Annotated in this window: 24 protein-coding genes, 2 tRNA genes and 1 pseudogene; 12 read left to right on the top strand and 15 right to left on the bottom strand. The window is 48.2% G+C overall.

Translation table 11 applies throughout. The features are described from left to right. The 6 genes and pseudogenes from ACFPVS_RS01785 to trhA form a co-directional block, all read left to right on the top strand. Window positions 1-316, top strand: a 316-nt coding sequence (locus tag ACFPVS_RS01785) for a calcium-binding protein (RefSeq protein WP_378595237.1), incomplete at its 5' end; no start/stop codon positions are given. 191 nt (window positions 317-507) lie between these two features. After that, the gene (rho, locus tag ACFPVS_RS01780; protein ID WP_096294736.1) at window positions 508-1,770 is read left to right on the top strand and encodes a transcription termination factor Rho; all 1,263 of its coding nucleotides are present in this window, start codon (window positions 508-510) and stop codon (window positions 1,768-1,770) included. 85 nt (window positions 1,771-1,855) lie between these two features. Next, a complete protein-coding gene (locus ACFPVS_RS01775; RefSeq protein WP_198345328.1) occupies window positions 1,856-3,214 on the top strand; it encodes a deoxyguanosinetriphosphate triphosphohydrolase in 1,359 nt (452 codons plus the stop codon). 133 nt (window positions 3,215-3,347) lie between these two features. Next, a tRNA-Arg gene (locus ACFPVS_RS01770) sits at window positions 3,348-3,424 on the top strand. 22 nt (window positions 3,425-3,446) lie between these two features. Further along, window positions 3,447-3,521 (top strand) — tRNA-Glu (locus ACFPVS_RS01765). A gap of 178 nt (window positions 3,522-3,699) precedes the next feature. Further along, window positions 3,700-4,327, top strand: a pseudogene (trhA, locus tag ACFPVS_RS01760) (PAQR family membrane homeostasis protein TrhA). Window positions 4,328-4,383: 56 nt separating this feature from the next. On the opposite strand, the gene ACFPVS_RS01755 reads toward trhA, so the two are convergent. Continuing rightward, window positions 4,384-5,811 (bottom strand): alanine/glycine:cation symporter family protein, encoded by a 1,428-nt coding sequence (locus tag ACFPVS_RS01755; RefSeq protein ID WP_096294738.1) that lies wholly within the window; start codon window positions 5,809-5,811, stop codon window positions 4,384-4,386. 414 nt (window positions 5,812-6,225) lie between these two features. Between ACFPVS_RS01755 and ACFPVS_RS01750 the strand changes: the two genes are divergently transcribed. Then, entirely contained in the window at window positions 6,226-6,951 is a 726-nt protein-coding gene (locus ACFPVS_RS01750; protein WP_096294739.1) for a YebC/PmpR family DNA-binding transcriptional regulator, read from the top strand. 102 nt (window positions 6,952-7,053) lie between these two features. Here ACFPVS_RS01750 and ACFPVS_RS01745 read toward each other — a convergent pair whose 3' ends face one another. From ACFPVS_RS01745 to ACFPVS_RS01720, 6 genes are all read right to left on the bottom strand, one after another. Then, window positions 7,054-7,551 (bottom strand): disulfide bond formation protein B, encoded by a 498-nt coding sequence (locus ACFPVS_RS01745; RefSeq protein WP_096294740.1) that lies wholly within the window; start codon window positions 7,549-7,551, stop codon window positions 7,054-7,056. Between the two features lie 856 nt (window positions 7,552-8,407). After that, entirely contained in the window at window positions 8,408-8,614 is a 207-nt protein-coding gene (locus ACFPVS_RS01740) for a hypothetical protein (RefSeq protein WP_096294741.1), read from the bottom strand. 87 nt (window positions 8,615-8,701) lie between these two features. After that, window positions 8,702-8,830: a hypothetical protein gene (locus ACFPVS_RS01735; protein WP_255419103.1), complete on the bottom strand. Its 129-nt coding sequence runs from the start codon at window positions 8,828-8,830 to the stop codon at window positions 8,702-8,704. Between the two features lie 61 nt (window positions 8,831-8,891). Next, entirely contained in the window at window positions 8,892-9,704 is an 813-nt protein-coding gene (locus ACFPVS_RS01730) for an FKBP-type peptidyl-prolyl cis-trans isomerase (RefSeq protein ID WP_096294742.1), read from the bottom strand. 139 nt (window positions 9,705-9,843) lie between these two features. Further along, window positions 9,844-10,284 (bottom strand): DNA polymerase III subunit chi, encoded by a 441-nt coding sequence (locus ACFPVS_RS01725; protein WP_096294743.1) that lies wholly within the window; start codon window positions 10,282-10,284, stop codon window positions 9,844-9,846. A 90-nt stretch (window positions 10,285-10,374) separates the two neighbouring features. Beyond that, window positions 10,375-11,784 carry a leucyl aminopeptidase gene (locus ACFPVS_RS01720; RefSeq protein ID WP_096294744.1) on the bottom strand — a complete coding sequence of 470 codons (1,410 nt, stop codon included), beginning with the start codon at window positions 11,782-11,784 and terminating at the stop codon, window positions 10,375-10,377. Between the two features lie 223 nt (window positions 11,785-12,007). On the opposite strand from ACFPVS_RS01720, the gene lptF reads away from it, so the two are divergent. Then, complete coding sequence (lptF, locus tag ACFPVS_RS01715) at window positions 12,008-13,123, top strand: LPS export ABC transporter permease LptF (RefSeq protein WP_096294745.1); 1,116 nt, start codon at window positions 12,008-12,010, stop codon at window positions 13,121-13,123. Then, entirely contained in the window at window positions 13,120-14,190 is a 1,071-nt protein-coding gene (gene lptG / locus ACFPVS_RS01710; protein WP_096294746.1) for an LPS export ABC transporter permease LptG, read from the top strand. Before lptF ends, lptG begins: the two co-directional genes overlap by 4 nt. A gap of 63 nt (window positions 14,191-14,253) precedes the next feature. Here lptG and serB read toward each other — a convergent pair whose 3' ends face one another. The 4 genes from serB to hisC all read right to left on the bottom strand — a co-directional run bounded on the left by serB (window position 14,254) and on the right by hisC (window position 19,951). After that, a complete protein-coding gene (gene serB / locus ACFPVS_RS01705; protein ID WP_096294747.1) occupies window positions 14,254-15,090 on the bottom strand; it encodes a phosphoserine phosphatase SerB in 837 nt (278 codons plus the stop codon). A gap of 93 nt (window positions 15,091-15,183) precedes the next feature. Further along, window positions 15,184-17,226, bottom strand: a complete 2,043-nt coding sequence (locus tag ACFPVS_RS01700) for a right-handed parallel beta-helix repeat-containing protein (protein WP_096294748.1) — start codon at window positions 17,224-17,226, stop codon at window positions 15,184-15,186. Window positions 17,227-17,915: 689 nt separating this feature from the next. Next, window positions 17,916-18,857, bottom strand: coding sequence for an imidazoleglycerol-phosphate dehydratase HisB (hisB, locus tag ACFPVS_RS01695; RefSeq protein ID WP_096294749.1), 942 nt, complete (start codon window positions 18,855-18,857; stop codon window positions 17,916-17,918). Between the two features lie 17 nt (window positions 18,858-18,874). Continuing rightward, window positions 18,875-19,951 carry a histidinol-phosphate transaminase gene (gene hisC / locus ACFPVS_RS01690; protein ID WP_096294750.1) on the bottom strand — a complete coding sequence of 359 codons (1,077 nt, stop codon included), beginning with the start codon at window positions 19,949-19,951 and terminating at the stop codon, window positions 18,875-18,877. 229 nt (window positions 19,952-20,180) lie between these two features. Here hisC and ACFPVS_RS01685 point away from each other — a divergent pair, with 229 nt between their 5' ends. Then, a complete protein-coding gene (locus ACFPVS_RS01685; protein WP_096294751.1) occupies window positions 20,181-20,747 on the top strand; it encodes a tetratricopeptide repeat protein in 567 nt (188 codons plus the stop codon). Window positions 20,748-20,998: 251 nt separating this feature from the next. On the opposite strand, the gene ACFPVS_RS01680 is transcribed toward ACFPVS_RS01685, so the two are convergent. After that, on the bottom strand, window positions 20,999-21,415 hold the full coding sequence (locus tag ACFPVS_RS01680; protein WP_232507495.1) for a ChuX/HutX family heme-like substrate-binding protein: 417 nt from the start codon (window positions 21,413-21,415) through the stop codon (window positions 20,999-21,001). A gap of 337 nt (window positions 21,416-21,752) precedes the next feature. Between ACFPVS_RS01680 and ACFPVS_RS01675 the strand changes: the two genes are divergently transcribed. Further along, the gene (locus ACFPVS_RS01675; RefSeq protein WP_096294752.1) at window positions 21,753-22,727 is read left to right on the top strand and encodes a PhoH family protein; all 975 of its coding nucleotides are present in this window, start codon (window positions 21,753-21,755) and stop codon (window positions 22,725-22,727) included. Between the two features lie 100 nt (window positions 22,728-22,827). On the opposite strand, the gene ACFPVS_RS01670 is transcribed toward ACFPVS_RS01675, so the two are convergent. Further along, window positions 22,828-23,316, bottom strand: a complete 489-nt coding sequence (locus tag ACFPVS_RS01670; protein WP_198345329.1) for a Rossmann-fold NAD(P)-binding domain-containing protein — start codon at window positions 23,314-23,316, stop codon at window positions 22,828-22,830. Beyond that, the gene (locus tag ACFPVS_RS01665) at window positions 23,291-23,467 is read right to left on the bottom strand and encodes a Rossmann-fold NAD(P)-binding domain-containing protein (RefSeq protein WP_198345330.1); all 177 of its coding nucleotides are present in this window, start codon (window positions 23,465-23,467) and stop codon (window positions 23,291-23,293) included. The genes ACFPVS_RS01670 and ACFPVS_RS01665 overlap by 26 nt, the downstream gene beginning before the upstream one ends. Window positions 23,468-23,674: 207 nt before the next feature. Here ACFPVS_RS01665 and ACFPVS_RS01660 point away from each other — a divergent pair, with 207 nt between their 5' ends. Further along, the gene (locus ACFPVS_RS01660; RefSeq protein ID WP_373753352.1) at window positions 23,675-24,247 is read left to right on the top strand and encodes a DUF4126 domain-containing protein; all 573 of its coding nucleotides are present in this window, start codon (window positions 23,675-23,677) and stop codon (window positions 24,245-24,247) included. 312 nt (window positions 24,248-24,559) lie between these two features. Here the strand turns inward: ACFPVS_RS01660 and rpoD are convergent, their stop codons facing one another. Continuing rightward, on the bottom strand, window positions 24,560-26,503 hold the full coding sequence (gene rpoD, locus ACFPVS_RS01655) for an RNA polymerase sigma factor RpoD (RefSeq protein ID WP_123803819.1): 1,944 nt from the start codon (window positions 26,501-26,503) through the stop codon (window positions 24,560-24,562). Window positions 26,504-26,546: the final 43 nt, after the last annotated feature.

Genomic DNA, 26,546 nt, shown 5'->3' with positions numbered 1-26,546 from the left:
TGGCGCGGGCAATGATTACTTGGAAGGCGGCACTTACGAAGCCGATACCTACGTCTTCGCCAAAGGCCACGGACGGGATACGGTTTCCGATTACGGCAGTAAAGCCGAGCATACTGATTTACTGATTTTTGAGGGAAGCGATTTTTCAGATGCTGTATTCAGCCGTTTGGGTAACGATCTGGTCGTTAATGCTTATGGTGACAGTGACCAGGTCAGCGTGAAGAATTTCTTCAGCAGTGAAAGCTATCGCTATACTGCATTTGAGTTTAGCGATAAAACGGTTGCTTCTGCCGAAGTGATGAATTACGCCATGTAAGCTTAAGGCCGTCTGAAAGCATGTTTTTCAGACGGCCTTCTATCCCCAATCCCGACCAAATACGGATAATATTTGACACGAAAAGCCTGACCGCCTAAAATCCCACTTCTTTCAGAATATGCCTTTCATACGGCATCATCTATTCTTTCAGACGGCCTCTGTCGTCTTCAATTCTATCAAAATCACTCATTATGCACGTTTCTGAATTACAAACATTACACATTTCCAAATTGTTGGAAATGGCTGAAGAGCACGGCATCGAAAATGCCAACCGCTTACGCAAGCAAGACCTCGTTTTTGCCATTGTGCGCCAAAAAATGAAGCAGGGCGAAAGCTTTACCTGTTCGGGCACTTTGGAAATCCTGCCTGACGGTTTCGGTTTCTTACGCAGCGCCGACACTTCATATCTGGCCGGTCCTGACGATATTTACGTTTCCCCAAGCCAAATCCGCCGTTTTAATCTGCACACCGGCGACACCATCGAAGGCAGCGTGCGCGTGCCGAAAGACAACGAGCGCTATTTCGCCCTCGTGCGCTTGGATACCATCAACGGTGACGATCCGGAAGCGTGCAAGCACAAGATTTTGTTTGAAAACTTAACGCCTTTATTCCCAACCAAACAATTAAAGCTTGAGCGTGACATTAAGGCCGAAGAAAACCTCACCGGCCGTGCGGTTGATTTGGTGTCGCCAATTGGCCGCGGTCAACGCGCTTTGTTGGTTGCGCCGCCGAAAACCGGTAAAACCGTGATGCTGCAAAATATTGCCCACGCGATTACGGCCAATAATCCCGAAGTCGAATTAATTGTATTGCTGATTGACGAGCGTCCGGAAGAAGTGACCGAGATGAGCCGCAGTGTAAAAGGCGAAGTAGTGTCTTCTACGTTTGACGAGCCGGCACAACGTCACGTTCAAGTGGCTGAAATGGTGTTGGAAAAAGCCAAACGCATGGTCGAACATAAAAAAGACGTGGTGATTCTGCTCGACTCGATTACCCGCTTGGCGCGTGCTTACAACACCGTGGTGCCGGCTTCGGGCAAGATTCTGACCGGTGGTGTCGATGCCAATGCTTTGCACCGTCCGAAACGTTTCTTCGGTGCGGCGCGTAACGTGGAAGAGGGCGGTTCGCTCACCATCATCGCCACTGCTTTGGTCGAAACCGGCAGCCGCATGGACGACGTGATTTACGAAGAATTTAAAGGCACGGGCAATATGGAACTGCACCTCGACCGACGTATGGCTGAAAAACGCCTGTTCCCGGCCATCAGCATCAACAAATCCGGCACCCGCCGCGAAGAATTGCTGGTGCCAAACGACCAGTTGCAACGCATGTGGCTGCTGCGCAAATTCCTGCATCCGATGGATGAAATCGAAGCCACCGAGTTTTTGGTCGGCAAGTTGAAAGATTCCAAAGACAACAACGAATTTTTTGAATTGATGCGCGGTAATAAATAAGTTGTCATTGTGAGGCCGTCTGAAACTTTCGGACGGCCTTAATTTATTGTATAGTCAAATCATTAAACCGATACGGAACCTTATCATGCAGGCAAAAATGAACTGGCAGGATTTATTGTCTACCCAACGCTTCCGCGTGAAAGACGGCAGTATTGTGCCGACGGTGACGCCGTCCACACAAGAAGGCATGGATGCCTTGCGCACCGACTTTCACATCGATTACGACCGTGTGGTGTTTTCCGGCTCGTTCCGCCGTTTGGGGCGTAAAACGCAAGTTCATCCTTTTGCCGAACATGATTTGACCCACAACCGTTTAACCCACAGCGTGGAAGTGGCCAGTGTCGGCAGGAGCTTGGGCAACCGTGTCGGCATGATGTTGCAAGCCGGTGAATTTTTGCCTTTGGGCAATACGCCGAGTGATATTGGCGCAGTGGTGCAGGTCGCGTGTTTGGCCCATGATTTGGGCAATCCGCCGTTTGGCCACACCGGTGAAGACGCGTTGCGGGATTGGTTCCGAAATCCGCAACACAGCCGCTATCTGCAAGGCTTGAGCGACATTGAGCGCAATGATGTGCAAACTTATGAAGGCAATGCCCACAGCTTACGCATTTTGGCGACTTTGGAAATGTACCGCAATCGCGGCGGTATGCGCCTGACGGCAGCCACCATCGGCGCTTTACTGAAATATCCGTGGACCACGCAGCATCCCAACGGCAGAAAAAAATTCAATATCTACCAAACCGAGCTGCCCTTTATTCAATGTGTTGCCGAACAATTGGGCTTGCTTCAATTGGGCGAAAACCATTGGGCGCGTCATCCGCTTTCTTATCTGATGGAAGCCGCCGATGACATTTGCTATGCCTTGTTGGACTTGGAAGATGCGGTTGAGCTGGATTTGCTGAGTGATACCGAAGTTGAGAGCATATTATCCGAGCTGACCTTTACTGAAAGTACATGGCATGCCCAATCCAGCCGCCAGCGTTGCGCCATGCTGCGCGGTATTGCCATTGGTCGGGCGATTGATGATGTTGCGCAAACCTTTATGAAACACCAATCCGATTTGCTCAACGGCGAATTCAAAGGCAAAGACTTAATTGCCTTGTGCAGCCCCGAAGTACAGAACACGCTCGAGAAGGCCAAAGATTTGGCGCGCACGCGCATTTTCCGCCATCATACCAAGCTGATCACTGAAATCGCCACGTTCCCATGCTTGGGCTCGATTTTGGATTTGCTCGTGCCGGCGGCTTACGCGTATTTGGAGGATAGGCAGGTTGATTCGCGCCAATCATTAATATTGGAACTGTTCAAAAACGATGACCCGATCACTGAAGATGACACCCTTTACCAAGCCTATATGAAAATTTTGGATTTTGTCGGCGGTATGACCGACAATGCTGCTGCCAAGATGGCACAGGATTTATCCGGCTTAGGCATGTTGCGCTGAAATTATTTAATTTTATTTCAAATATTTATTAAAAATCTCAAAAAAATAATTGAAAATGCACTAGACACATTTCAGTAAATTCTTTATTATTCGCTCTTCTTGATTCACAGCGCAACAGCGAAGTGATGAGGATGCACCCGTAGCTCAGTTGGATAGAGTATCTGGCTACGAACCAGAGGGTCGGGCGTTCGAATCGCTCCGGGTGCGCCAGCTAAGAAAAATCCTTTATTCCGCGCCCATCGTCTAGCGGTTAGGACATCGCCCTTTCACGGCGGTAACCGGGGTTCGATTCCCCGTGGGCGTGCCACATACTTAACAAAAGCCTTACTGGATTCAGTAAGGCTTTTGTTTTATCCCTAAATGATTTATTTAAATATCATTCATTTGATAAAAAAGTAGTTAACCTATTTTTATCTTTCAGACGGCCTTTTATTCAGGGAATCGGCGTACACTGTTGGCTGTCATCCATGATGAGAAATAAAGCTATGTATCAAGGTGAGCGTTTTAATGCATATAGCCATTTGGCCGGCGTGCTGCTGGCATTGACCGGCATGGTGTTGCTGATTGTGAAGGCAGTTGAGGATTTTAATCCCTACAAGCTTGCCAGCGCGATTACTTATGGTGTGTGCTTGCTGCTGTTGTATTTGGGCTCGACGCTGTATCACAGCATTCCTCAGCCGAGAGTCAAGGCGGTGTTGCAGAAGGTGGATCATTGCATGATTTATCTGCTGATTGCGGGCAGTTATACGCCGTTTACACTGGTGACGCTGAAGGGGGGGCTGGGGCTGGTCGCTGTTCGGTGTGTCTTGGGGGCTGGCTTTATTCGGCATCATTCAGGAGTTGACCATCGGGTGTAAAAGCGAAAAACGCTTATTGTCGTTGGTAATTTATGTGGTGATGGGTTGGTTGATTTTGGTGGCGATGTATCCGCTGGCAAAGAGCTTGTCGGCAGCCGGTTTGTTTTGGCTGGCTTTGGGTGGCGTGTTATATAGTGCCGGGATTTATTGGTTTGTGAACGACACCAAAATCAAATACGGTCACGGTATTTGGCATTTGTTCGTGATGGCGGGCAGTTTGGCGCAGTTTATCTGTATTTATTTTTATGTTTTATAAGTTTCAGACGGCCTTTATTGGAAAAACCTCTCCGAGAAACGGAGAGGTTTTTTTGACTATTTCTTATCGTGAAATTCATGGAACTCGTATTGGTAAGACAATGCTTGGCCGGCTTTGGTTTGCGCCAAATAATCGTCGTACACCGCGCGGATTTCTTTTCGCAGCAGGAAGAGCGCGATTAAGTTCGGAATGACCATAAAGCCGTTAAACATATCCGATAAACTCCACACCAAATCAACCTTGCCCAAAGTGCCCAGCACAATCGCAATCAAAACCAACGAGCGGTAAAAGCCTAAATGTTTGCCGCGGAACAAAAAGCGGATGTTGGATTCACCGAAATAATACCAGCCGATGATGGTGGTAAAGGCAAAGAAAGCCAGGCACACGGCCAGCAATTGACCACCGAAATCGCCGAATGCGATGATAAAAGCTTGTTGGGTCACTGCGGCACCTTTTAAGCCCAAAGTATTGGCATCGGTGAGCAGGATAATCAGCGCGGTGGCGGTGCAGACCAATAAGGTATCGATAAACACGCCGACAAATGCCGCCATGCCTTGCTGCACGGGGTGCTTTACGTTGGCGGTCGCGTGGGCATGCGGGGTCGAACCCATACCGGCTTCATTGGAAAACAAACCGCGTGCCACGCCGTAGCGGATGGCTTCTCGCATACCGATACCGGCCGCGCCGCCCAACACTGCGCTCGGATCGAAAGCCGCCACAAAAATATGCTGGATCATCGGACCGATGTGGGCGGAAAATTTAAACAAAATCACCACCGCGCATAAAATGTAAATTACCGCCATAAACGGCACCACAAACTGCACCACATTGGCAATCCGGTTGACACCGCCGATGACAATCAAACCGGCCAATACCGCCAATACAATGCCCACCGCCAATGCCGGAGCATGAAATGCCACAGTGACCGCGGAAGCAATCGAGTTGGCTTGTGTGGCATTGCCGATAAAGCCCAAGGCGATGATGATGGCGACGGAGAAGAAGCCCGACAAAAAGCGGGCGGCAGGCCGGCCGATTTTTGGGGTTAAGCCGTGGGTAATATAGAATGCCGGGCCGCCGATGTATTTGCCGTGGCTGACGACGCGGTATTTTTGTGCCAAAACCGCTTCGGAAAAAATTGTCGACATGCCCAGTATGGCTGAGAGCCACATCCAAAAAATCGCACCCGGGCCGCCGGCAGTAATCGCTGTGGCGACGCCGGCCACGTTGCCCGTGCCGATTTGGGCAGAAATGGCGACCGCCAAAGCTTGAAATTGGGAAAGAGACTTTTGATCTTTATCGGTGCCGTCTTTTTTACCGAACAAACCGCCGAAAACCGATTTAAAACCTGCACCGAGTTTGGTAATCTGCGGCGCACCCAAATAAACCGTGAAAAACAAGCCAATACCGATTAAGGCATACATCAGCAGGTAATCCCACAGCACTTTATTGACCACGCCCACCAGCGCAGACAATGTTGCTTCCATAATAAACCTCAAAAAATAAAAAGTTAATCAACGTGAAATACACAGCGGCAACTACTCCGCTTTAATCCCGTTTAGACACCTCAGGCGAGCAGGCCGTTGGCCGGATAGGGATTATCCGAATGCTCTTTATCATATTTTCTTTAATAAAGAAACATTTTCGGCATCATACGCCTAATCTCGACTCAAGAGAATACAAAAACTGAATGGATATAACGGAATTTAACATAAAATTGATTTATACCAAGCGGACATACAGGCCGTCTGAAAGTTTTCGGCCGCAAAAAACTTATGATAAAATACGCATTTTGAAAATAGAATGACTCATGCATGTACGTGATTGATTAAAATAAGAATGGCATAAACCCATGCTTATTTTAATCGGTTATCAAACGCAAAAAATCGAAAGGAATCCACATGGCAGGCCATAGTAAGTGGGCGAATATCCAGCACAAAAAAGCGCGCGTCGATGCGCAGCGCGGCAAAATTTTTACCAAACTGATTAAAGAAATCACCGTTGCGGCCAAATTGGGCGGCGGCGATCCGGCAGCCAATCCGCGTTTGCGTCTGGCTATGGACAAAGCATGGGATGCCAACATGCCGAAAGACAACGTGCAGCGCGCGATTGACAAAGGCACAGGTAATTTGGAAGGCGTGGAATACATCGAATTGCGTTACGAAGGCTACGGTATCGGCGGCGCAGCTTTGATGGTTGACTGCATGACCGACAACAAAACCCGCACTGTGGCCGATGTTCGCCATGCGTTTACCAAAAACGGCGGTAATCTGGGCACTGACGGTTGCGTGGCCTTTAATTTTGAGCACCAAGGCTATTTGGTTTTCGCCGATGCGGATGAAGATGCGTTGATGGAAGCCGCTTTGGAAGCGGGCGCGGAAGACGTGCTTGTCGATGAGGAAGGCATGATTGAAGTCATTACCGCACCAAACGACTGGGCAGGCGTGAAAGCCACATTAGAAGAAGCCGGCTTTAAATCGGTGGATGGTGATGTGACTATGCGGGCGCAAAATGAAACCGTGCTGACTGGCGAAGATGCCGTGAAAATGCAAAAGCTGCTCGAAGCGTTGGAAAGCTTGGACGACGTACAAAACGTTTACACTTCGGCTGTATTGGATTTGGAATAAATCCTGTTGGGCAGTAGATATGAAAAAAAGCAGACTGAAATCAGCCTGCTTTTTTTATTTAGACAGGCCGTCTGAAATATTTCAGACGGCCTTGACTCCATCTCAAACTCGTATCTGACGGGTTTTAAACCACATGCCCCACACCAATAACACGACAAAGCCAAAATACAAAGCGCTCCACACCGGTAGGGCAACGCCAAAGATGTAATCCGGTTCGGCGCAATTGCCAAAGCCGCGCACAATCGGTTCGTACCATTCAAACAGCGGCCAATCACGTAGGCGGAAAGTCCACGGCGCACCGCAGGCAGGAGCGGTGCCGGCGGGCAGGCTTTGAATCCAGATTTGGTAAATGGCCACGCCCATGCCGTAAAGTGCCGGAATGCTGACCAAGAATGCGCTCGCGGTACGGGCAGCAAGGGAAAGTTGACGGTTAAATGCGGTGAGCAAAGCAACAAAGCCGACGGCCAACACCATTAAGCGCTGCACAATACACAGTACGCAAGGATTCACGCCGACAATGTACTGCAAAACGAAAGAACCGCATGCGGCGGCGGCGGATAGGGTAACAATGCCCCATAAAGTTAAGCGGAATAAGTTCATAATCCTAAAGCCGTTTCAGACGGCCTATTAATAGTTAATAATAGTTAAGTGTGTTGTTGGTGATAACGCTTCGGGAGTGTTAACGGAATCGAATGCCAAAGAATAGTTAGGCCGAAACCTTTCAAAGGCCTAGCCAGAATAAAAAAATATTACTTAAGTTATCAAATAAGCTTTTTAATATTAGATGTTCCTCGTTGCCTATGATTAAGTTTATTTAGGAACATATCCCCTTCGTGCGCAGACACACAAAACCTGAGACCTTTGCAAAATTCCCATCTTTGGCACATTTCTTCGTTATACGCTGCTCGAAAGCTTGCCTGTCTTTATGATATGTCTTTGCTTTCTGTGCTGCTATAATTTTGAACTGTACTCAAACCCGGGGTTTTGCAAAGGTCTCAGCCTGTTGGCAACTTTCAGCAGATTGAGACATAATTGCGTTCAAATGATTTTGCGCAGTGACTTTCAATAACCCGATATAACAATAACCCGATATAAGCAGTACGATGATGGTGGAATTTACAGTGCAACGCTGCCAAAACGCTGTTCCACCACATAGCGCGTTTTCGATAATTGTAGCGCATTACGCAGAAATGTACCAAAGAAGATGCTGATTTGACAAAGGCTGCAGCCTTGAATTTACATAATATTTACATAATAAAGATGTTCACAGTTTGTTTCAATAGCCCGAAAGCCAAATAGAATATGACCAAAGCAATCACACCATCGAGTAGTTGCCACACTTATTCGTGTCGGAACAGCGGCAATAGCAGCCGCGAAGCCGAAGCCTAATCCGCCGAACCACAACCTCTGATGCGGTGATGGCGTCTGCTAAAAAGAATGGTTTGGCGGTTTGGTCCTAATGGGCTGTGCTGCCGCCAATCAACACTATGGTATCGATGGACACATGCGGATTGAGCAAGGTGAGCGCCAGCGTAGTAGCGGTGATTTTTAAGGCAGAGGGAGGAAGGTGGTTTTCGGTATTCACGGTGAGATAATTGCTGCCTTGCCATGCGCGTTTGGCGATCATTGTGCTACAGGCCAATACAAATAAGGCACCTGCCAAGGCCGGCGCGCCAGATAATTCTCAGGCTGTCGGAGAGTAAGGCGCTTAAGCCAAATAAGCCCAAGGTCTCCAGCATCCCATCACCAGTCAGTACAACAGCACCACCGGCCAAACATGCTGGCGCAATAAGCCCTGTTTCAGTACCAGTGAGTTTTGTACGCCGATAGCCATAATCAAACCGGCGGAAATGAGAAAACCGTTAATACAATGGGGCATAATTCTTATATAAACAGGCCGTCTGAAAATGTTCAGACGGCCTGTTCGGCATCACAAAAGATTATTGCACTTTTTTGATTTGTACTTCAGGTTGGGCAGGCATATCTTCTGCACCGCCGACTTTCACCAATTTCACATCGAAAATCAAGGCGGAATTCGGACCGATTTTGTCGCCCGCACCTTGTTCGCCGTAAGCCAGTTTGGCCGGGATAAAGAAGGTTGCTTCTCCGCCTTCTTTCAACAATTGTACAGCTTCTTGCCAACCCGGAATCACTTGGTTTACCGGGAAGGTTACCGGCCGGGCGCCGTTTTGTTTGCTGCTGTCGAATACGGTGCCGTCAATCAAGCGGCCTTCGTATTCTACGGTAACCACATCTTCTTTGGTTGGTTTCTTGCCGGTGCCTTCGTTTTTCATCACATATTGCAAACCGGAAGCGGTGGTTTTGACACCTTCTTTAGCCGCGTTTTCTTTCAGGAAAGATTCGCCTTTTTCGAGATTGGCTTTGGCATCTTCACTGCGTTTGGCTTGCGCTTTTTCCTGCTGCTCGGTCAGGAATTTCATCATCACTTCTTGCGCCTGCATTTCGTTCATTTTCGGCTCTTTGCCGTCATACACGGTTTGTAAGGCTTCATTGAATACTTTCAGGTCGATGTCGGTACCTTGGTCTTTCATTTGTTTCAAAGAACGACCGATGTCCACACCCATTGCGTAGCTGGCTTGTTGCGCCGGTGTCCCAATGGCATCTACGCCGTTTGCTGCACCGGAAGCAGCAGAAGCCGTTGCAGGAGTTGCGCCTGTATCTTTTTTCTCACAAGCAACCAATGACAAGGCGGCGGCCAGAGCCAGCGCGCTGAATTTGAAAGTTTTGTTCATAATGCTGTTTCTTTGAATGAAAAAGAGAAACGTCATTATAGCCCAGGACGCCTGAAAATAAATCAGGCTGTCTGAAAAATTATCGTTGGATTTGTAAAGATGATGAGTGGATTTCAGACGGCCTATGCCGTCTGCACGTTTATGCTTTACCTTCCATTTTGTGATGTTCGATATTGAAACTGCTTTGGCGGTAAGCGCGGAATCGTTCGCGTGCTTCAGCCAAATCTTCCAAACTGTTGCCGACGATTTCCAGTACACGCTCGGGCGGATGCGCCGCGTCCGACCAAAAATCGGGCGATAAATTCAAAACGGTGATGTCGGCAGGAAGCGTGGGTAAGGTGTTGCCGCTAGCCAGTAAAACAGGCGTTTCAGACGGCATTATTTCACCGGTTTGCCAAATCTCGTGCGCAATAAAACTTTCCGCATCCTGCTGCCATAAACCGCGGTCAAGGCGTGCAATCGTATCGGCCGAATCCGACCAAACCAATACCCGGCCGTCACCGCGAATTGCACGGGCAGCCAAACGGCAGATAAAAATGGCAGGTTGGGCGACATGGGTGTAAAACGTGGCTTTGGGCATGGCAGTATCAAGTAAGATTGAATTGTGTTGAATTATAACAAAGGCCGTCTGAAAAACATTTTTTCAGACGGCCTGCGTGATGAATTAAACTTATTTCACATGGCGCAAATAATTCAGCAACAAAGGAACAGGGCGGCCGGTAGCACCTTTTTCGCTGCCGGATTTCCATGCGGTGCCTGCGATGTCGAGATGCGCCCATGGGTAAGCTTCGGTGAAATGCGACAGGAAAGTGGCGGCGGTAATGGTGCCGGCGCCCGGTGTGCTGATGTTCGGGAGGTCGGCAAAGTTGGACTTGAGCTGTTCTTTATAAGTGTCAAACAACGGCAGCTGCCATGCTTTGTCGTTGACTTCTTTAGATGAAGCCAGCAGGCTGTCAACCAATTCCTGATTGTTGCCCATCAGGCCGCTGACGTCGTGACCCAAGGCGATGATGCAGGCACCGGTGAGGGTGGCGACATCGATGACGGCTTTGGGTTTGAACTGTTCGGCGTAGGTGAGCGCATCACACAAAATCAGACGGCCTTCGGCATCAGTATTCAACACCTCGATGCTCAAGCCTTTCATGCTGGTGACGATGTCGCCCGGTTTGGTGGCCATGCCCGATGGCATGTTTTCGCAAGTCGGTACAATCGCAATCAGGTTAACCGGCAATTGCAGCTTCACGGCCGCGCAGAAGGTACCGATCACGGTGGCTGCGCCGCACATGTCGAATTTCATTTCATCCATGTTCAAGCCCGGTTTCAATGAAATGCCGCCGGTGTCGAAGGTAATACCTTTGCCGACCAACACAATGGGGGCGGCTTCTTGTTCTGCGGCGCCGAAGTAAGAGAGCTCGATTAAATAAGGGTCTTGTACGCTGCCTTTGGCAACCGCCCAAAACGAACCCATATTGGTTTTGATGTAGTCTTTTTCGATGATTTTGGCCTGAGCGCCCAATTTTTCTGCTTCGGATTTGGCGGTGGCGGCTAAAAAATCCGGCGTGCATTCGTTTGGCGCGGCATTGCCCAAATCACGGCAAAGGCTTTGGCCGAACACTTGCGCATCGGCTACTTTGACAGCTCGGTCAACTTTTTCAGCGTGTTCGGTATGGAAAGCAGTGTGGGTCAGCTTCGCCGGTTTGGCTTCTTTTTTGTAACGGTCGAAACGGTAGGCCGCGTTGCCGAATGCCACGGCAAAGGCTTCGGCCACGCGCGGGGCGTTGATTTCGCAAAACGGCATGATGTCAACGCTCACTGTTTCTTGTTTCTGCGCCCATTTGGCGGCTTCGGCGGCGGCTTTGTCGAGGGTGGTGCGTTCAAGATCTTTCAAATACACGAAGGCTACGGCTTGTAAACCGTCAGCAGAAAGGGTTTTGGTTTCGGCAAAAGTTTGGTCTTCTTCCAATGCGCGGAATAGGGCAAGGGCGGTCTCGTGGTGAAGTTGGGTTTCTTCCGTACAAATAAATAACGCTGCGCCTGCCTGATTCGGCTGCAATTTTTCGGCTTTTGTGCTAAATTCCACGTTTATTCTCCTGATTGAATATGGGTGTTCGGATGTTTCAGACGGCTTGGCGCCGTGTGAGAAAGACGGAATGATTGTACTCCATCATCAGGCCGTCTGAAACCTTATTTCATGATACCGGCAGGTTGCGCGTTTGCATTATTGCGTTTCAGACGGCCTGTAAAGAATAACAGCGAGAACCTGCCAACCGGCTTTACGCCGCCCAGCTTGAAACAGCAATTATATGATTTATCAAAGAAATTTTATTAAAGAATTGTCTTTTACCGCAGTCGGCATTTTTGTGGTGCTGCTGGCGGTATTGGTATCGACGCAAGCGATTAACCTGCTTGGGCGCGCCGCCGATGGGCGGGTAGCGATTGATGCCGTGTTGGCGTTGGTCGGCTTCTGGGTCATCGGCATGACGCCGTTGCTGATGGTGTTGACGGCGTTTATCAGCACGTTGACGGTACTGACCCGTTATTGGCGCGACAGCGAAATGTCGGTGTGGCTCTCCAGCGGTTTGGCTTTGAAGCAATGGATTAAACCGGTGATGCAGTTTGCTGTACCGTTTGCGGTCTTGATTGCCGTGATGCAGCTTTGGGTGATGCCGTGGGTGGAGCTGCGCAGCCGCGAATATGCCGAAATTTTGAAGCAGAAACAAGAGCTTTCTTTGGTGGAGGCGGGTGAATTCAACGCTTTGGGCAAGCGTAACAACCGTGTTTATTTTGTGGAAACCTTCGATGCCGACTCGGGCGTGATGAAAAACCTGTTTTTGCGCGAGCAAGATGATAAAGGCAACGACAACGTTGTGTTTGCCAAAGAAGGAAATTTTGCGCTGACTGACAATAAACGCACATTGGAATTGCGTAACGGTTACCGCTACAGCGGCACGCCGGGGCAGGCCGATTACAATCAAGTTTCGTTTGAAAAGCTGAGCCTGATTATCAGCACCACACCGAAAATCGTCGATCCGGTTTCTCACCGCCGCACCATTCCGACCTCGCAATTAATCGGCAGTGACAACCCACAGCACCAAGCCGAATTAATGTGGCGTGTGTCTTTGCCGATCAGCATTTTGCTGCTGACTATGCTGGCGGTGCCGCTTTCATATTTTAATCCGCGCACCGGCCACACTTATAATATCCTAATTGCCATTGGTTTATTCCTGATTTATCAAAACGGCCTGACCTTTTTACGCAACGCGGTGGAGAGCGGTAAAATCCATTTCTTCATTGGGCTGATTCCGATGCATGTGCTGATGTTTGCTGTTGCTGTGGTGTTGTTGTGTGTACGCAGTATGCCGGCGCAGCCGTTTTGGCAGGCTGTGGCAAAAAGCTTGAGTTTGAAAGGCGGAAAATGAATCTGATTTCACGTTATATTATCCGCCAAATGGCCGTAATGGCCTTGTATGCGTTGCTGGCGTTTTTGGCTTTATACAGCTTTTTTGAAGTGATTGACGAAGTCGGCAATCTTGGCAAAGGGGGTTATGATGGCGCGAAAATGGCGCAATATGTGCTGCTGCAGATGCCGGCGCGCGCCTATGAATTGATGCCTTTGGTGGTATTAATCGGCGGCTTGATTTCCTTGAGCCAGTTGGCGGCAGGCAGTGAATTGACGGTGATGAAAGCCAGCGGCTTGAGTACCAAAAAGCTGCTGCTGATTTTGGCGCAATTCGGTTTGATTTTTGCGTTGGCTACTGTGGCCTTGGGTGAATGGGTTGCGCCGAAACTCAGCCAACGCGCGGAAAACTTGAAAACCACCGCCATCAACGGCAAGCTCACCGCCGGCGACACCGGTTTGTGGCTGAAAGAAAAAAACAACATTATTAATGTGCGTGAAATGCTGCCCGATAAAACTCTTTTGGGCGTAAAATTTTGGCAGTACAATGAAAAATATGAATTGGAGCAAGCCGGCGAAGCCGAATCGGCGGTGTTGAATGCTGACGGTAGCTGGCAATTAAAAAACGTGCGCCACAGTGTGCTTCACGGTAATCGTGTTGAAGTGAGGACAGAAGCTGAGCAACGCTGGGAAACCGCACTCAACAGCAAATTGCTGGATGTATTGCTGGTCGATCCAGATCAGATGTCGGTATCCGAACTCACTACTTATATCATGCATTTGAAAGACAACCATCAGCAAACGCAGAGCTATTCGATTGCTTGGTGGCGCAAAGTCATGTATCCGATTGCCGCCTTGGTGATGGCTTTGGTGGCTTATGCGTTTACCCCGCAAACCACGCGCCACGGCAATATGGGTTTGAAACTGTTTGGCGGTATTTGTTTAGGCTTGGCCTTCCATTTCGCCGGCCGCTTTTTTGGTTTTACCAGCCAGCTTTATGGCGTACCGCCTTTCTTGGCCGGCGCGTTGCCGACCATTATCTTTGCGGTTTGGGCGGTTTACCTGATTCGCAAACAGGAAAAACGCTGAGTATTTAATCAAAAGGCCGTCTGAAATATCGGGTTTCAGATGGCCTTTTGCTTGGTAAGGCGATTAACGGAACCAGCCGCGAATGCGTTCTAATCCGCCAAAATTAATGCAGGCATCGGCATGCAGTTGTGTCTTTGGTTTGGCACGGTAGGCTATACCGATGCCGGCGGTTTCCAGCATAGGAATGTCGTTAGCACCATCGCCCACGGCTAAGGTTTTTGAAGCGGTTAAACCGAGTTTGTCGCGGTATTCGTTCAACAAATCCTGTTTTCTTTGTGCATCCACCACGTCACCCAATACTTGGCCGGTGAGTTTGCCATCGGTGATTTCCAAAACGTTGGCAAACTGATATTCAAAGCCGAGACGTTGTTGCAGGCGCTCGGTAAAGAAGGTAAAACCGCCGGAAACCAGTAGGAATTTCACATCGTGTTTTTTGCACTCGGCCAATAAATATTCGGAGCCGGGCGACAACTGCAACACGTTTTCATATACGTCGTACAAAAACTGCTCGTCCAAGCCTTTGAGTAGCGCCACGCGGCTGCGTAAGGATTGCTCGAAATCCAGTTCTCCATGCATAGTGCGTTCGGTGATTTCGGCTACTTGTTCTTTCAAGCCGGCACCGGCGGCGATTTCATCGATACATTCGATGGTAATCAGCGTGGAATCCATGTCGCTGACAATCAGCCCCAAATCGTTAAATGCCATATCGGGCAACACCGCAGCATCAATTTCTTGGCGGTCAAGTTCGGTTTTAGTGGCAGCGGGCAGGGTAAAATCTTCGGCTACGGCAAAACGCAGGCTGTGAGGTGTGTATTGCGGCTCAGCCAGCTTGAGGCTGTGCAATGCCCTTAAATCGCAGCGTGAGAAATCAGAGTGTTGAAGCACAAGAACGTTTGGCATGATAGAGAAATGATTGGATTGGAGAACCGCGATTATAGCAAAGAAAGAAAAGGCCGTCTGAAAGAATCTGTTTCAGACGGCCTTTGATTGAGATTATAAAATACCGAGTGAATTTAAGGTATTGATGGTATAGGTGTCATCTAAAGCATCGTATGAATAAGCTTTGGCTTCACCTAATTTCGCTTGGTCGTAGGCGGTAAAAAGGGCGTTGACTTTAAAGGCATTTTTATCGATGTCGAAAACGGTGGTCAATTCTTTTTCTATCGCGTCGGCCGCTTCCTTAGTATCGTTGAACGATTTTAGCTGCTTGGTATTTAAGTTGGAGTAAACATCCATTGTTTTGCCGTTGTGCGTATTATCAATGGCCACATAAGACGCGTTTTTGTGTTGCAGCCAATCTGCCGTCAGCTTGACGCGTGAGCTGGTTACTAAGTCGTTATCACTGACGGTTACGCTGGCGCTTTCTTTATTGCTGGTGCCGATAAAGCTGATGATGGATTTGTCTAAAATACCTTTTAAAGCAAAGTTGTTGTCGGTAACGGCGTATGTTTTGGCATTACCAATCAATTGCACACCTTCGACCACGCCGCTGGTTTTATTGATGCTGATGTCGTTGTCACTGACCGTCACGCTGCCGCGTAAAGTATCGGAAGCGTTTTTCTCTTCAACGTAAATCGGTACCGTGCCTTTCACGATTTCACCGATGTCGGCGGTGTTGCCAGAGATATTAATCGTGCCGGAACCGGCGCCATTTTTACCATTTAGCGAAGTGTCGTTAATTGCGGCAATCAGATACTTGCTACTGGTTCCTTCGATGGTATTGTCGGTGATGTTGACGGTGTAATCGATGGAATGCTCATGATTGCGAAATTCAATGCCGTAAGTATGCAGGGCATCGCGATGAACAGCTAAGCCGCTGATTTTATTGCCACTGATTTCATAATTGGCGTTGTTTTCCGTGTGTAAGTCACGACGCTGGGTGTTGGTTTCCAATTGGATGCCGCCATAACCATGATAAAACTGACCTAAATCGTCATCATGATAAAGGCGGAAGCTTGGATCTTGGATAACGGTGTTGTCTTTAATGACGACATCATCCATGGCGTATTGGCGGTTATAAACGGCAATGCCATATAAGCGGTCACCATTGGAGACGTTGTTTTTAATCACAATGTCGGTACCGTCATGTACATCCAAGCCTTTGCGGTAGTTGTGGTCGGTGTAGTTGTTAGTATAGGTGATACCGAAATTGTAGGTGCCTGCCAAAGCAGCAATGCCGTAACCGGTACCGCCATCGTATTGCGAGCCGTTCCAGGCTGCGATATTGCCGTTGGCTACAAAATCTTCTTGATAGGCGACTAATGCGCCGCCAACGCGGTTGTGGTGCAGATAGCTGTTTTCAATTCGATTGTTTTCACCCAAAGGCAATCTGGCGTCGGTTTCATCGATTTCACCATTTTCTACGCGGGTTTTGTAGGTGGTGCCGGTGCGGCTGTCTTTGTTGGTGGCGCTGGTTGAGGTAAACAAAATTCCCGCACGGTTGGCGCCTGAGGCTTCTACACCCGAAATCAGGGTGTTGTCGGCATCGTTGACCAAAATACCAGTTATCTTGCCGAAGTAACTTTGGCCTTTGCGGTAGAAATCACTGGTGTGCGTGTATTCAATGGATAAATTCGAGATATTTACGTTGTTGACGCCATCGACCAAAATACCGGCATATTTTCGAATATCGCCGTCGTTGTTGTTTGAGTTGAAAACACCGTCTTGCTTGGTATCAAAGCTGATTTTGGTTGCGCCCATGCCGTCTCCAAACAAACCCTTTACGTTGCTCAAAGATTTATCAATGACGATTTGATCCGCAATATACAGTTTGCCGCTCAAATATACGGCAGCTTTTTCCTTATTGGCCACTTCAAGCGCAGCTTTGATGGCCGCCGAGCTGTCGGTTTTGCCGGTTTTGTCGGTGCCGAATTGGCCGGCATCAATGTATTTACCAAATTTACTGTTGGAATAAACTGTATAAGTGATGCCTGAGGCTGTGGTTTTGGTAGCTAAGACTGAATCATTGCTGCGTTGGGTCTTTGAAGCACTGATTAGCGTTTGAAAGGTGGGAATCTGATTCACAGTTCCAGACATAAAATCTTCCTTTATTTAAAATTTAATAAATTAAAAATCTTTTATCATTTAAAAAAGAACGTTTTCATGTGCTTGAGAATGTATTTTGATTAAATAGTAGTAATATTGAATTTAAATTTCAATTATTTTTTAATTTTTGTAATATTATGCTAATATTTTTATAATATGGAATTAATTTAAGATTTAAGTGTATTTATGGTAACTCTTTACTAGATATTCGGTCAAGTATTTTGATAGGCGGATTTCATATTTGGACGTTTAATTTAAACTAATTTTAATGTTATAATATGAATTATTTTAAACGAATAAAAACTAAATATCATAAAAAAAGTGTGGTTATTGACATGTCTATTTTATGAAATGGTAAAGATAAATATTAAGTGTCGGAAATTAAATTAATTAATTATAGGCATACATCTTGATAAAAATTCAAAAATTTTATCATATTTAATATGGTTAAAATGACAAACAAAGTAATAATATTAAGGAATGGTTAATCTGTAGTGAAACAGATTTAATATGGAAATTAGAAAATATTTGCGATGTTTGTTTCAATTCATTGTATAGATTATTGAAATAACCTTGATAAATATAAGGTTATTTTAGACGTATAATGTTAAAAATCTCACTAAATTAAAAAAACCGTATTTCAGACGGCCTGAAATACGGTTTGAATTTGAATGGCTGGATTAAGCAGTCAATGTGCCTTTGGTCGAAGGCATTTTACCGGTCATGCGCTCATCGTATTCTACTGCCATGCGCAGGGCGCGTCCGAAGGCTTTGAACACGGTTTCGGCTTGGTGGTGGGCGTTTTTGCCGCGCAGGTTATCGATGTGCAGCGTCATCATGCTGTGGTTTACCAAGCCGTGGAAGAATTCGCTGAATAAATCCACATCGAATCGGCCAATCATGGCTCGGGTAAATTCGATGTTGTATTCCAAACCCGGGCGGCCGGAGAGGTCGAGCACCACGCGGCTTAAGGCTTCGTCTAACGGCACATAGGCGTGGCCGTAGCGACGTATGCCCATTTTGTTGCCCAAGGCTTGTTTCAAGGCTTGACCTACGGTGATGCCGATGTCTTCAACGGTGTGGTGGTCGTCGATATGTAAGTCGCCTTTGCACACGATATCCAAGTCAATTAAACCGTGGCGGGCGATTTGGTCGAGCATGTGGTCGAGAAACGGCACACCGGTATCGAAACGGCCGATACCGCTGCCATCCAGATTGAGCTGTACGCTGATTTGGGTTTCGCTGGTGTTGCGGGTCACGCTGACATAGCGGCCTTCGGTGGCGATTTGTACCACGCTGTTTTCAGACGGCATACCGCCTTGAATCAGGGTAAGGTTAGCGGTTTCTGCTGCCTGCTCTTGCGCCGCGGCTTTTTCTTTGTCTTTGCCGTGGTCGCGGTCAAGCCAGCCTTTGCGTTTGCTCATGCCTTGTTCTAATTTCTGTGCCAAGCTCGGGCGGATGCCGCGTGCTTTTTCATCGTCAACTTGTTCTTCCAAGCGGCGTTTGAGTTGGGACAGGGAGGCGGCGTTTTCATAACCGCATTGGCGCGCCAGCTTGGTAAGCGAACCGGCTTCTTCAATCAGTAAATACAGATTGTCTAAATGGCGTTTGGTTTTATTCATGGTGACAAGTCTCGTGTTTAAGCGTAAAGCTTGCGGATAATGTTTAAGACGGCATCATTTTGCTCGGGAGATCCGATGGTCAGGCGGACGCATTGATCCAAGAGCGGATGGTTGCCGTGCAGCTTTTTTATCAGAATGTTGTTTTGTTTTAAAGTGTTAAATAATCCGACCGCATCAGGTACGCGGACGGTAATGAAATTGGCTTCGCTCGGAAAGGCTTTCAGACGGCCTATGGTAGATAATTCGGCAAACATGCGTTCGCGTTCGGCTTTTAATTTTAACACATTGTCATTAATAATTTCAAAGTGTTGCATGGCAAATTTTGCCGTGGCCAAGCTTAATTGGTTCATGTTATAGGGTGGTAGGATTTTGGCCAATTCGTTCATGATGTTTGCGCTGCCGGCGGCGTAGCCGATACGGATACCGGCAAAACCGATTTTGCTGACAGTGCGCATCACCACCAAATTATCCATGCTGCCGGCTTGCGGCAGGAAACTGTCGCCGCTGAACGCGCCATAGGCTTCGTCCACCACCACAATACCTTTTGCTGCACGAATCACTGCTTCGACTTCTTCGCGTGTAAAATGCACGCCGGTCGGATTATTGGGGTAGGCGATAAAGGTCAGCGCGGGATTGTGTGCTTCAATGGCAGCTAAAACGGCCGCTAAATCAAGCGTGAAATCGTTATTCAGCGGCACGCCGACATAATTCATGCCGAACAAAGCTGCATTTTGCTTATACATCACAAAGCCCGGTTCCACCGCCAGCATGGTTGCGCCGGGTTTGGCCAATAGTAGGGTAATGAATTGAATTAATTCGTCCGAACCATTGCCCAAAGCGACACTTGCTGCTTCAGGAATGGCAAAAGCTTCACGCAACGCTTCCTGCAAGCCGCTGGCGGCAGGATTGGGATAGAGATGTACATCGGCCTGAGCCAACAGCGCCGTCCATTCGTTTAACAGCTCAGGCGGACCGGCAAACGGGTGATACGGGCTTTCCATCGCATCCAATTTGATAAAGCCTTCGGGCAGGTCGGCGACGTGATAAGCGGTCATGGCTTTCACGTCATCGCGGATAAAATCAAGCGTAGACATGGCGGTTCCTTAAATTGATATGCTGATTGGCAGGTATTTAGTTTTCGCAGGTTTTATTGATAATGCAAATGCAACATGCTGTGTTATCAATGCGGCGATGCGCGCAAAGAATTGTAATGTAACATAAAAAGCGCATAAAAACAGCTATTTTGACGACAATATTTTTTCAGACGGCTTATAATGTTCAATAAATAGCGAAAGCTGATAAACAAATTTCAGGGGGAATGCAATGAAATGGATACCACTATTGATTACGGCATTGGCCGTCAGTGCCTGCCACGCACCCAACCAAAATACGCAAGCCAATAACCTCCCTGCAAACCAAGCGCAACATCAAGCCTTTGATTTGGTTGAAAAAGGAAAGGATGCTTATGAAGCGCAACATTATGTCGAAGCCATGACTTATTTCACCCAAGCTTCCGCCGCCGGACACATGAGTGCACCGCGTTACATCGGCATCATGTATTTAAACGGCTACGGCGTAAAGAAAAACGTCCGCCGCGCCGTGGCCGAATTCAGTAAAGCCGCCCAATGGGGTGATGCGACCGGCCAATTCTGGCTAGGTTATTGTTACGAACAAGGCATTGGTGTCACGCAAAACCGTGAACAAGCCTTAAAATGGTATGAACTTTCTGCCCGCCAAGGCGACACTTATTCGGCTTCTGCCATGACTGCTTTGGGCCGTATGTCGGAAAGCGAAGATTTGCAGGAAGCCATTGAATGGTATCAAAAATCTGCCGCAGTCGGTGATAAAGAATCGCGTGTGGCTTTGAAGCGTTTGAATGTTGGACTGTGATGATTGATGAATGCGTATGCAAATACGATGAATTACTTTATTAATTTTTCATATATTTAAGGTAAAATTGCCAACCATTAACAAAAGTAATAAAAAGCCGTCTGAATATTAATATTTCAGACGGCTTTTTATTATACACGGAAGTACAAACCTGTTTCATCGTGGATGCGTCGTATGGGCCAATGATAAAGCCGTTGCAGCAAATTTTCGCGCCTCACGTCTTGCGGTGTGCTGGTGGCGATGATTTTTCCCTAATTCATTTTTTGCAGCGCGGTGCCGAATTCATCGTAAAACTGAATTGAGCGCGAAACCTTATCGCCGTCGCGGTTGGTCACCGCCAAAACATGTTGCCAACGCGCAGGAAAAATCCGTAAATCGATGCCGCCGATATTGAGCGCGATGCCCGAAGTCGGCGCCAAGCTGACATTTTCATACACGCCTTGTTTTTCATGCACGCACACATCATTGCGCACCACACATTGCACTTCGCCCAAAGCGTGAAGCTTGAGTACCACGTCACGGATGTTGCTGCCCAAATACACGCTTTGAGGCGCATCGGCCATTAATGCGCCTTCGCTGACGCCCAAATCCGCCGCACCTTCACGTGGAAAATACATGCCCTTGCGGGCGGCTTTGTTGGCTTGATATTGTTGCCAGAGATTATTCATGATGAACTCCTTGTGTGAGACCTTTGCAAAATCCCTATCTTTGGCGCATTTCTTCGTTGTGCGCTGCTCGAAAGCTTAGCCTTTTTATGATATGTCTTCGCTTTCTGCGCTGCTACAACTTTGAACTGTACTCAAATCTAGGGTTTTGCAAAGGTCTCTATGTTAATTTTTCAGACGGCTTATCGGTAATTTAAAGTATAAATGATAATGAATTGTATTTTATTTTTATCGGTATTGCCAAATTTATCATGAAAAAAACACCGCCGCGCATTGAATTTTTGCCCACTAAGCCTTATAACAATGAAACAGAAATTATTTGATTGGAAAAAGAAAAAACATGAGCCATACCGTTCATCTGCAATTTGAAGACATCGACAATACCGTGCTGCAACGCCTGTGCGGCGCGCTCGACGGCAATTTGGACACCTTGGCCAAGGCTTTGGATATCGAAATCAGCCGCCGTTTCGAACATTTCACCTTTATGGGCGAACTCGCCCATGCAGGTCGCCGTGCGCTGCTGGCTTTGGCCGAAACCGCCGAAAAAGGCGAATTGGATGATCATGTGATTCAGTTGGCAGCCATCGAAGCGAAAACCGCCGATGAAAAACATGAAGAAAAACACCGCGATCACCAATACTATTTCCGCACCAAACGCGGCAGCATCGGCGGGCGCACGCCGCGTCAAAACGGTTACATTCGCGCCTTGCTCAATTACGACGTCGTGTTCGGCTTAGGCCCGGCCGGTACCGGTAAAACCTATTTGGCCGTGGCCGCAGCGGTGGACGCGATGGAAAAACACCAAATCGAGCGCATTGTGTTGGTGCGTCCGGCGGTGGAAGCGGGCGAGAAACTCGGTTTCCTGCCGGGTGATTTGGCACAAAAAGTCGATCCTTACCTGCGCCCTTTGTATGACGCGCTGTATGATTTGATGGGCTTCGACAAAGTCACCAAGCTGATGGATAAAGGCTTGATTGAAATTGCCCCGCTGGCCTATATGCGCGGCCGCACACTGAATGGCGCGTATGTAATTTTGGACGAAGCGCAAAACACCACGCCCGAGCAGATGAAAATGTTCCTGACGCGTATCGGTTTCGGTGCCAAAGCTGTGATTACCGGCGACATCAGCCAAATCGACCTGCCGCGCAACATCAAATCCGGCTTGAAGGACGCGCGAGAAAAACTCTCCAACGTGGAAGGCCTTTATTTCCACACCTTCACCAGCGAAGACGTGGTACGCCATCCTTTGGTGCAGAAAATCGTTGAAGCTTATGAGGAAGCGGAAGAAGCTGAAGAGGGCAAACGCGTTGAATAATTGATGCTTTGTATTTGAAGCAGGTGAAACACAGGCCGTCTGAAACCCATGTTTTCAGACGGCCTTTTTATTGAATGTTACTTTGATCAATCAATTGAATTTACGCTTCAAGCAATGCCCAAATATCTTCTTTTTCCAAAATGCCGGTGCGTTTGAGCGTGACGCTTTTAATCATGGCGGTGGCGGGTTGTTCGGTCGGCAAAGGTTTTTGTGCCAACAGCAAGCCAAAGCCATTTAAAAATTCTAAAGCTTTTTCTGCCCAGACTTTGCCGCTGCGGTCGCTGTTGGGGCGTTTCAACAATGGCGGGCGCAGGATGCTGGTGTATTCAAAATCCAGCGCGCTAACGGCTTGTTCCAATTCACCTTTCATGCGCATGTAAAACGATTTAGAGTTAGGATTGGCCATGCCGGCGGAAACCAGCACATAATGCGCCACGCCGTTTTGTCGGGCGGCTTGGGCGAATTGGTATTGGTAGGTGAAATCGATTTGGTATTGCTTCGCTTGGCTGCCGGCTTGTTTGATGGTGGTGCCCAGGCAGCTGAACAATACGTCGCCCGTGACTTTATCCTGCCAAGTGTGGTTTGTCAAAGTCGATGATTTCGACCGTGAGTTGAGGGTGGGTAAAATCCAGCGGTTTGCGCATGAATACGGTGACTTGGCCAACATCAGGATGTTGCAGCAATTGTTGGGTAAGGGGCTTGCCGGTCGCGCCGGTTGCGCCGATGATCAGGGCTTTCATGTGCTTTCCTTAGTGGTTTTCACGGCATAGCTGAATCAAAATGAGGGAAAATCAAAGAGGCAGCAGGCCGTCTGAACAGGTTGGTGTTGGTCATTGTCGCATAAAAATCGGTCAGAGCGCATTCAGGCCGTCTGAAAACGCTATCTTGATTGTTCAGACGGCCTGTTTGCGCGTATAGTAGGCATTATTTGATTTTGAAAACTTATCATGACTTTTACCACGATTTTAAGTATTGCGTTGGGCATAGGCTTGGCGGCGAGTTCGGGCTTTCGTGTATTTTTGCCGCTGTTTGCCCTGAGTTTGTCGGCTTATTTCGGGCTGTGGCCGATTAATGAAAGTTTTGAATGGCTGGCTTCCACGCCTGCGCTGATTATTTTGGGTGTGGCAACAGTGGTCGAAATCGGCGCTTATCTGATTCCATTTATCGATAATTTGTTGGATACCTTGGCCGTGCCGCTGGCCGGTTTGGCGGGGACGGCGGTGATGGCTTCTACTACGGCAGACTTAAGTCCTGCGGTGACTTGGACATTGGCCATTATTGCAGGGGGTGGTGCGGCTGCGGCGATTAAAGGCGTGAACGCGACTACGCGTGCGGCGAGTACGGCGGCCACCGCTGGCTTGGCTAATCCGGTGGTGTCGGTAGCAGAAACCGGTATCGCAACGGTGATGGCGGTATTGAGTTTGTTTGTGCCGTTTTTGGCGGTGGCGGTGTTGTTGCTGATTGGCTTTTGGCTGTGGCGCAAATACCGTCAGTATCGCCAGCGGGTGCAAACGGTTTGATGGATATTGAACAGGCCGTCTGAAAGTTAATCTTTCAGACGGCCCGATACCTTTGCCAAAACTCCTTCAAAAGCCAGCACACAAAACCGACGTCATTCCCGCGCAGGCGGGAATCCATTTTTGAATATGGCAAACTATTGAATAAAATAGGTTTCTGAAGTTTTAGATGGATTCCCGCCTGCGCAGGAATGACGGCTTTTTGGTTTTGTTGGTGTGTTGGTGGTTTATGAGCTTTTGCAAAGGTCTCGGCCTTTTATTAATGATAAACAAAGCCGCAGATGATGATCATCTGCGGCTTTGTGGATTCAAGCATTACTGCTTGTTGTCTTCGCTGTCTAAGAAGCTCTTCAGGCGGTCGCTGCGGGTTGGATGGCGCAGTTTGCGCAGGGCTTTGGCTTCGATTTGGCGGATACGCTCGCGCGTGACGTCAAATTGTTTGCCGACTTCTTCCAGCGTGTGATCCGTATTCATGTCGATACCGAAGCGCATACGCAATACTTTGGCTTCGCGCGGGGTCAGGCTTTCCAGCACTTCTTTGGTTACTTCGTGCAGGCTGGAGTACATGGCGGCATCAGCCGGTGCCACGTTGTTGGCATCTTCAATGAAATCGCCCAAGTGTGAATCATCATCGTCGCCGATCGGGGTTTCCATCGAAATCGGTTCTTTGGCGATTTTCATGATTTTGCGGATTTTGTCCTCCGGCATTTCCATCAGCTCGGCCAATTTAGCTGAATCCGGTTCTTCACCGGTTTCTTGCAAGTATTGGCGCGAAATGCGGTTCATCTTGTTGATGGTTTCAATCATGTGTACCGGAATACGGATGGTACGTGCCTGGTCGGCAATAGAACGGGTAATCGCCTGACGAATCCACCAAGTAGCGTAAGTCGAGAATTTGTAGCCGCGGCGGTATTCGAATTTATCCACCGCTTTCATCAGGCCGATGTTGCCTTCCTGAATCAAATCAAGGAACTGTAAGCCGCGGTTAGTGTATTTTTTGGCAATCGAAATCACCAGACGCAAGTTGGCCTGAATCATTTCCTGCTTGGCTGCCGCGGTTTCGCGCTCGCTGGCAGCCATGTTTTTATTAATTTCTTTCAGTTCTTCAATCGAGATTTGCGTTTCTTTTTGCATATCGGAAAGCGCGGTTTGTTTCTCGATGATAGCGTGGCGGAAGCGGTCGAGTGCATCGCTCCATACGCGGCCTTTGCCAACTTCTTCTTCCACCCAGTTTAAATCGGTGATATTCGTCAGGAAGTTGTTGATGAAGTATTCGCGGTCCATGTGTACGCGGTCTAAGCAGATGTCGCGGATTTCTCGCTCAAGCTTGCGGATTTGGTCGACGCGGCCGCGCAGGTTGTTGCTCAGGTTTTCAATTTGACGGGTTGAGAAGCGCACTTCCAACAATTTGTTGGCGATGGCGTCACGGTGGGTCAAATAGGCCGGATGCTGGCTGTGATGCTTGGCCAATTGCGCGGTCATTTCGGCATAATCGACTTCGATTTGGGCAAAATGATCCAAGACTTTTTGCTTCAGCTCTTCCAAGTTGGCAGCGGTCATGCTTTCGGCATCGGCTGCGCTGTCATCATCGTTGTCGTCTTCGTCGTCATCATCATCGCTGCTTGCGGTGTCGTCGGAAGCATTGCTTTCCAAATGACCCAAGCCCAATTCGTTCAGTAATACTTCATTCGGGTCGATAATGGCTTCAACCACTTCGTCGACGCGGATTTCATCATTACGGATTTGATCTATCAAGGCCAAGATTTCTGCGACCGAACCCGGACAGGCAGAAATGGCTTGTACCATGTTTTTAAATGCATTTTCGATTTTTTTCGCAATGATGATTTCGTCTTCGCGCGTCAGCAGGTCAACCTGCCCCATCTCGCGCATGTACATACGCACAGGGTCGGTGGTGCGGCCGAACTCGGAATCTGCGCTGGAGAGCGCCGCTTCGGCTTCTTCAACGGCATCATCATCGGTAATGGTAGCGGCATTATCGCTGAGCAGAATGTCTTCGGCATCGGGTGCTTGTTCGGTAACTTGGATGCCTAAGCCGGTAATCATACTGACGATGTTGTCGATTTGGTCGGCATCAGACATATCGTCCGGCAGGGCATCGTTGATTTCCGCATAGGTGATGTAGCCGCGCTCTTTACCCATGATGATGAGCTGTCGCAGACGAGTACGTTGCTCTTCTACGGTTAACGGACGGTTATCATCTTGATCTTGGTATTCTTCGTGATTTTTAGACATAGATATCTCGTTGTTTAGTGAAAAATGCCAACGGTTTGCCGCAAGGCCG

The sequence above is a fragment of the Neisseria weixii genome, from assembly GCF_042658245.1.
Taxonomy (GTDB): Bacteria; Pseudomonadota; Gammaproteobacteria; order Burkholderiales; family Neisseriaceae; genus Neisseria; species Neisseria weixii.
This window is presented reverse-complemented; position numbering and strand designations above follow the sequence as displayed.